This window comes from Pseudomonas sp. BF-R-19, from assembly GCF_019956445.1.
GTDB lineage: Bacteria > Pseudomonadota > Gammaproteobacteria > Pseudomonadales > Pseudomonadaceae > Aquipseudomonas > Aquipseudomonas fluorescens_BH.
Map to the genome: position 1 here is coordinate 74,481 of NZ_JAHBDN010000045.1, position 6,250 is coordinate 80,730.

The following is a 6,250-nucleotide window of genomic DNA, read 5'->3' on the forward strand; positions in this document are numbered from 1 at the left end:
AGGTACGATACAAATCCTGTGGGAGCGGGCTTGCCCGCGAATGGCTGCGACTCGGTCTCATGCCTTCAGCGGTGCGTGGCAATCCAGATCAACAACCCCGCCTGAAACACCGCAAACGCCACCAGGCAGGTGATGGTGAATCGCAGCCCGGCGTCTTCGCGTTTGTACTTGCTGACTTTCTCTTCGTGTTTCTTGAGTTTGACTTCCTGCTCGGCCAGGTTCTGCTCGGCTTGCTGGAGCATCTGCGCCGCCTCGAGAATCTCCACAACCTGCAGTTTTTCGCTGTTCCAGTCACCAGACAGGTCGCCGACCTTGACCGCCTTGACGCTGCCTTTCAAATGCTGGGCATCGGCATACACCACGTCGAAACCGTGCACGCGCAAAAAATGATCTCGGCGCAGGCGGGTGTCTTCGTTCAGTGCATCCTTGTTGTTCAGGTCAAAGCCGTCGACGGTGTAGGTCGGCCAGCGCTTCTTCGCCCAGTTGATGCCTTGGGCCGCCATGTAGCGGCCAATGCCACGGTTCAGCGGTTCAACCTGCAAACCGCTTTGCGGGCCGAAATGCACGCGTTTTTCCGCGTGATCGACCCACACGTCCAGATGATTCTGTTCCTTGCGTACGCGCTGGCCGGGCAGGGTGATGCTCATGCGCATCAGGCTGCGTTCCTTGTCGTTGCGTTCGGCATAGCCTGATTCGACAAAGCGCAACGGGCGCCCGCCGGTGTTGCGGTCAGTCTGCAACGGCGCCAGACGGAGCATCTTGTGGTGCTCGACGTGGACGTCCGCCCAGGGCAGCTCGACCGCTGGCGGTGCGTCTTTTTCAGCGCTGGTGTCGGGTGAAGTCTGGGTGTCAGTCATAACGGCGAGATCCTGTCCAAGCTCAGCTTGTCGCCAGCCAATGTGCTGGCGACAAAGGCTTATCGGCCGTTTTTCCCAGGACTGGAGGGGTTAACTGGTGCGAAGTCCGTCAATAAAGCCGAGGATTCGCGTGCCCAGTTCCGCCGCCAGGGGCAACTGCGGGTCTTTATAGGAGGCCAGTTGGCGTTTGACGTCGTTGGGCACAATGCGCATGACGTGGTTCATGCCCTCGATCAAGGCCAGTTCGGCGTCCGGTTTGGCTGCCTTGAGCAGCCTTGCGTCATTGACGCCGACCTGGATGTCGTTGCTGCCCTGGATGATCAGCGCCGGCATCTTCAGCCTGGCAAACGCTGCGGCCGGGTCCTGGCGGAACAGGGAAATCAGGTAAGGCTGCACGCTCGGGCGGAAAATCACCTGCAAGGGTGGCGGCACATTGTCGTCGGTTTTCCCGGCCTTGAGGCTGTCGAGCAGTTCATTGCTACGCAGCATCAGCGGTGGCGGCAGGCGATTGCCCAGTTGCTCGCGAATGACCTGATCCACCGGCCTTGCGCTACCCGAGACAGAAATCACCGCGTCGGCATCGATGTCCGGCGCAGCGAGGCTGGCGATCAAGGCGCCTTCGCTGTGACCCAGCACGATCAGTTGGCCGAAACGCGGATCGGTCTTGAGCTTGCGGCCCCAGGCCTGGGCGTCGGCCACGTAGGCTTCCACCGTCAGATTGCGTTCATCCGGGGTCGCCGCCAGGCTTGCGGCCACGCCGCGCTTGTCGTAACGCACGCTGGCGATGTTGTGTTTGGCCAGCACCCAGGCCAGGCGCTTGAGGCTGTCATTGCGCCCGCCATCGGTGTTGTTTCCGTCACGATCCGTAGGACCGGAGCCGGAAATGATCAGCACAACCGGCACCGGATTGTCGGATTTTGGCAGCAACAGCGAGCCGAAAAGCTCGCCGGTGCCGGTATCCAATGTGATCGGTCGTTGCAGGACAGTCGCCTGGGCGAAGCCGGAAATCAGGGTAAGGCTCAAGGCTAGAACTCGCAGCATCATCGCGCCATCATCAAGAAGATGCCGGTTGGACTCACGGGCACCCATAAGGTTCGAGGATGAACTACTTGGGTAGCCTGCGTATACTGGCGCGCATTACGTATTCAGGTTCATTTCACGGAGCGTCCTGCATGTCCGGCAATACCTACGGCAAGCTGTTCACTGTCACCACCGCGGGCGAAAGCCATGGCCCGGCGTTGGTCGCCATTGTCGATGGCTGCCCGCCGGGGCTGGAGATATCCCTGGAGGATCTGCAGCGTGACCTGGACCGCCGCAAGCCCGGCACCAGCCGCCACACCACCCAGCGCCAGGAAGCCGACGAAGTCGAAATCCTCTCCGGCGTGTTCGAAGGCCGCACCACCGGTTGCGCCATCGGCCTGCTGATCCGCAACACCGACCAGAAGTCCAAGGACTACTCGGCGATCAAGGACCTGTTCCGCCCGGCCCATGCCGACTACACCTACCACCACAAGTACGGCGAGCGCGACTACCGCGGCGGCGGTCGCAGCTCGGCCCGGGAAACCGCGATGCGCGTCGCGGCCGGTGCGATTGCAAAAAAATACCTGGCCAGCCAGGGCATCGTCATTCGCGGCTACATGAGCCAGCTGGGGCCGATTGAAATCCCGTTCAAGACCTGGGAATCGGTCGAGCAGAATGCCTTCTTCAGCCCGGACCCGGACAAGGTGCCGGAACTGGAAGCCTACATGGACCAGCTGCGCCGCGACCAGGATTCGGTTGGCGCGAAAATCACCGTGGTCGCCGAAGGCGTGATGCCGGGCCTGGGCGAGCCGATCTTCGACCGCCTCGACGCCGAACTGGCCCATGCGCTGATGAGCATCAACGCGGTCAAGGGTGTGGAAATCGGCGCCGGTTTCGCCAGCGTTGCCCAGCGTGGCACCGAACACCGCGATGAAATGACCCCGGAAGGTTTCCTCAGCAACAACGCTGGCGGCATTCTCGGCGGCATTTCCTCCGGTCAGCCCATCGTTGCGCACCTGGCGCTGAAGCCGACGTCGAGCATCACCACGCCGGGCCGTTCCATCGACATCCATGGCAACCCGGTGGAAGTGATCACCAAGGGCCGTCACGATCCGTGCGTGGGCATCCGCGCCACGCCGATTGCCGAGGCGATGATGGCCATCGTGCTGATGGATCACCTGCTGCGCCACCGTGGGCAGAACGCCGATGTGCGTGTGAGCACGCCGGTGCTGGGTCAGCTGTAAATGGCTGACTTCATGGTCGCTGCCGTCTGATGGCGGCAGCGGCGCTCCCGTACTGGCGGCTCTCCAGTTTCTATCTGTTCTATTTCGCCTTGCTCGGTTCGACAGCGCCGTTTCTGGCGCTGTACTTCGATCACCTGGGTTTCAGCGCCGCGCGCATCGGCGAGTTGGTGGCGATCCCGATGCTGATGCGCTGCGTGGCGCCGAACATCTGGGGCTGGCTGGGTGACTACACCGGTCGGCGACTGGCCATCGTGCGCTTTGGCGCGGTGTGCACGCTGCTGACCTTTTCGCTGATTTTCGTCAGCAAAACCTACGCCTGGCTGGCGATGGTCATGGCTTTGCATGCGTTCTTCTGGCACGCGGTGTTGCCGCAGTTCGAAGTCATCACCCTGGCGCACTTGCAAGGGCAGACCTCACGCTACAGCCAGATTCGCCTGTGGGGCTCGATCGGTTTCATCATCACCGTGGTCGCGCTGGGCCGTTTGTTCGAATGGCTGAGCCTGGACATCTACCCGGCGGCGCTGGTGCTGATCCTGGCCGGCATCGTGGTCAGCAGTTTGTGGGTGCCTAACGCGCAACCGATTCAGGGTGAACGGTTGACCGGGGAGGGATTTCTCCAGCAACTGCGCAACCCCGGTGTGTTGGCGTTTTACGGCTGCGTGGCGCTGATGCAGATGAGCCACGGGCCGTATTACACGTTCCTGACCTTGCACCTTGAGCACCTGGGTTACAGCCGGGGCGTGATCGGCATGCTCTGGGCGGTCGGCGTGGTCGCTGAAGTTTTGATGTTCTTGGCCATGAGCAAGATCCTCGCGCGGTTTTCCCTGCGCCGGGTGCTGATGGCGAGTTTTCTGCTGGCGGCGCTGCGCTGGTTACTGCTCGGGTCGTTGGCCGAATTCCTTTGGGTATTGCTGTTTGCCCAGGTGTTGCACGCGGCGACGTTCGGCAGCTTTCACGCCGCTGCCATTTCATTCGTGCAACGTAGCTTCGGTGCGCGCCAGCAAGGCCAGGGCCAGGCGCTGTATGCCGCGTTGGCCGGCACCGGCGGTGCGTTGGGCGCGTTGTATTCCGGCTACAGCTGGAATGCCCTAGGCGCGGCATGGACATTTAGTATTGCCAGTCTCGCAGCCGTCGCGGCTGCCGTTATCATTGCCACACGTATGCAAGAGGACAGGCCATGAGCCTTACCCGTGAACAACTCGCCCAGGAAATCATCGACGCCGGGCGTTTTCTGTATGGTCGCGGCTGGTCGCCGGCCACCAGCAGCAATTACTCGACCCGCCTGTCGCCGACCGAAGCCTTGCTGACCGTGTCCGGCAAGCACAAGGGGCAACTGGGCATGGACGACGTGTTGGCCACCGACCTGTCGGGCAACAGCCTTGAACCAGGCAAAAAGCCGTCCGCCGAAACCCTGCTGCACACCCAGCTCTACACCTGGCGCCCGGAGATCGGTGCGGTGCTGCACACCCACTCGGTGAACGCCACCGTGCTGTCGCGCCTGACGCCGCAAGACTTCATCGAGTTCGAAGACTACGAACTGCAAAAGGCCTTCAGCGGTGTGACGACCCACGAATCCCGGGTGCGCGTGCCGATTTTCGACAACGACCAGGACATTGCGCGCCTGGCCGCCAAGGTGCAGCCTTGGCTGGACGCCCATCCCGATTGCGTCGGCTACCTGATCCGTGGTCATGGCCTGTACACCTGGGGCGCGCGCATGAGCGATGCCCTGCGGCAGATCGAGGCCTTTGAATTTTTGTTCGAGTGCGAGTTGAAGGTGCGCTCGCTCTTTAAAGCATGAACCGTTAAGGAGTTGCCCTGATGAGCAGCCTGTCCGTCTATCACGTCTCCAGCCCTGAAATCCCCAACAAGGTACTGACCCATTTCGAAGACATCGCCTCGACCCTGGCCGAGCAGGGCGTGCGTTTTGACCGTTGGCAAGCGGCGGCGAAGATCCAGCCGGGCGCCAGTCAGGATGAAGTGATTGCCGCCTACCAGGTGCAAATCGACCAGCTGATGACCGAGCGCGGTTATGTCACTGTCGACGTGATCAGCCTCAACAGCGATCACCCGCAAAAAGCCGAACTGCGTGCCAAGTTCCTCGACGAACATCGCCACGGCGAAGATGAAGTACGATTTTTCGTCGCCGGCCGTGGCCTGTTTACCCTGCACATCGACGACTACGTCTACGCGGTGCTGTGCGAGAAAAACGACCTGATCTCGGTGCCGGCCGGAACCAAGCACTGGTTCGACATGGGCGAACATCCGCATTTCGTCGCGATCCGCCTGTTCAACAACCCGGAAGGCTGGGTGGCCAACTTCACCGGCGAAGACATCGCCAACCAATTCCCGCGCCTGGAGGACTGAGTCGATGCCGATCAAAGCGATTCTCACCGACATCGAAGGCACCACCAGCGCGGTGAGTTTTGTGTTCGACGTGCTGTTTCCCTATGCCGCCAAACACTTGCCGGCGTTTGTCCGTCAGCATGCCGAACGCGCCGACGTGGCGGAGCAACTGGCTGCCGTGCGCCGCGACAGCAACGAACCGAACGCCGACGTCGAGCGGGTCATCGAGATCCTGTTGGGCTGGATCGCTGAAGACCGCAAGGCCACGCCGTTGAAAGCGTTGCAGGGCATGGTCTGGGAGCAGGGCTATCAGGCCGGGCAGTTAAAGGGGCACGTGTACCCGGACGCCGTTGAAGCGCTCAAGCGCTGGCATCAGGACGGCTTTCAACTGTTTGTTTACTCGTCCGGTTCGATCCAGGCCCAGCGGTTGATCTTCGGCTGCTCGGAGGCGGGGGATTTGACACCGTTGTTCAGTGGTTACTTCGACACCACTTCAGGACCCAAGCGCGAGGCGCAGTCCTACGCCAACATCACCCAGGCGATCAACCTTGAGGCGGGGCAGATTCTGTTTCTGTCGGACATCGTCGAAGAACTCGACGCGGCGCGCACGGCGGGGATGGCCACGTGCGGGCTGGCTCGTGAGGGCGGCGAACTGGCAGGGCATGTCACGGTCGACAGCTTTGCGCGGATCGATCCTGCTAATTTCTAAACGCCACAAAACCTGTGGGAGCGGGCTTGCTCGCGAAAGCGGTGTGTCATTCAACGTTGATGTTGACTGATACGACG

At 61.5% G+C, this 6,250-nt stretch carries 7 protein-coding genes; 5 read left to right on the top strand and 2 right to left on the bottom strand.

Annotation, left to right across the window (positions count from 1 at the left end; translation table 11 throughout):
• Positions 1-65: 65 nt before the first annotated feature.
• Together KGB28_RS11035 and KGB28_RS11040 are read right to left on the bottom strand one after the other, a co-directional pair.
• A complete protein-coding gene (locus KGB28_RS11035; RefSeq protein ID WP_223444914.1) occupies positions 66-857 on the bottom strand; it encodes a hypothetical protein in 792 nt (263 codons plus the stop codon).
• Positions 858-947: 90 nt separating this feature from the next.
• Positions 948-1,946 carry an alpha/beta hydrolase gene (locus KGB28_RS11040; RefSeq protein WP_223444915.1) on the bottom strand — a complete coding sequence of 333 codons (999 nt, stop codon included), beginning with the start codon at positions 1,944-1,946 and terminating at the stop codon, positions 948-950.
• An 83-nt stretch (positions 1,947-2,029) separates the two neighbouring features.
• Here KGB28_RS11040 and aroC point away from each other — a divergent pair, with 83 nt between their 5' ends.
• The 5 genes from aroC to mtnC are packed head-to-tail and all read left to right on the top strand — an operon-like array spanning position 2,030 to position 6,173.
• A complete protein-coding gene (gene aroC / locus KGB28_RS11045; RefSeq protein ID WP_007974902.1) occupies positions 2,030-3,121 on the top strand; it encodes a chorismate synthase in 1,092 nt (363 codons plus the stop codon).
• Positions 3,122-3,150: 29 nt separating this feature from the next.
• Positions 3,151-4,302, top strand: coding sequence for an MFS transporter (locus KGB28_RS11050; RefSeq protein ID WP_223444917.1), 1,152 nt, complete (start codon positions 3,151-3,153; stop codon positions 4,300-4,302).
• Positions 4,299-4,919, top strand: coding sequence for a methylthioribulose 1-phosphate dehydratase (locus KGB28_RS11055; protein WP_046042950.1), 621 nt, complete (start codon positions 4,299-4,301; stop codon positions 4,917-4,919). Before KGB28_RS11050 ends, KGB28_RS11055 begins: the two co-directional genes overlap by 4 nt.
• Before the next feature lie 20 nt (positions 4,920-4,939).
• Positions 4,940-5,485: a 1,2-dihydroxy-3-keto-5-methylthiopentene dioxygenase gene (locus KGB28_RS11060; RefSeq protein WP_223444920.1), complete on the top strand. Its 546-nt coding sequence runs from the start codon at positions 4,940-4,942 to the stop codon at positions 5,483-5,485.
• 4 nt (positions 5,486-5,489) lie between these two features.
• On the top strand, positions 5,490-6,173 hold the full coding sequence (gene mtnC, locus KGB28_RS11065; protein ID WP_223444922.1) for an acireductone synthase: 684 nt from the start codon (positions 5,490-5,492) through the stop codon (positions 6,171-6,173).
• The last annotated feature ends 77 nt before the right edge of the window (positions 6,174-6,250 follow it).

What these genes read in the sequence shown, in the direction of transcription:
- KGB28_RS11035 (WP_223444914.1), bottom strand. Translation starts at nt 857, where the DNA reads ATGACTGACACCCAGACTTCACCCGACACCAGCGCTGAAAAAGACGCA.
- KGB28_RS11040 (WP_223444915.1), bottom strand. Translation starts at nt 1,946, where the DNA reads ATGGGTGCCCGTGAGTCCAACCGGCATCTTCTTGATGATGGCGCGATG.
- aroC (WP_007974902.1), top strand. Translation starts at nt 2,030, where the DNA reads ATGTCCGGCAATACCTACGGCAAGCTGTTCACTGTCACCACCGCGGGC.
- KGB28_RS11050 (WP_223444917.1), top strand. Translation starts at nt 3,151, where the DNA reads ATGGCGGCAGCGGCGCTCCCGTACTGGCGGCTCTCCAGTTTCTATCTG.
- KGB28_RS11055 (WP_046042950.1), top strand. Translation starts at nt 4,299, where the DNA reads ATGAGCCTTACCCGTGAACAACTCGCCCAGGAAATCATCGACGCCGGG.
- KGB28_RS11060 (WP_223444920.1), top strand. Translation starts at nt 4,940, where the DNA reads ATGAGCAGCCTGTCCGTCTATCACGTCTCCAGCCCTGAAATCCCCAAC.
- mtnC (WP_223444922.1), top strand. Translation starts at nt 5,490, where the DNA reads ATGCCGATCAAAGCGATTCTCACCGACATCGAAGGCACCACCAGCGCG.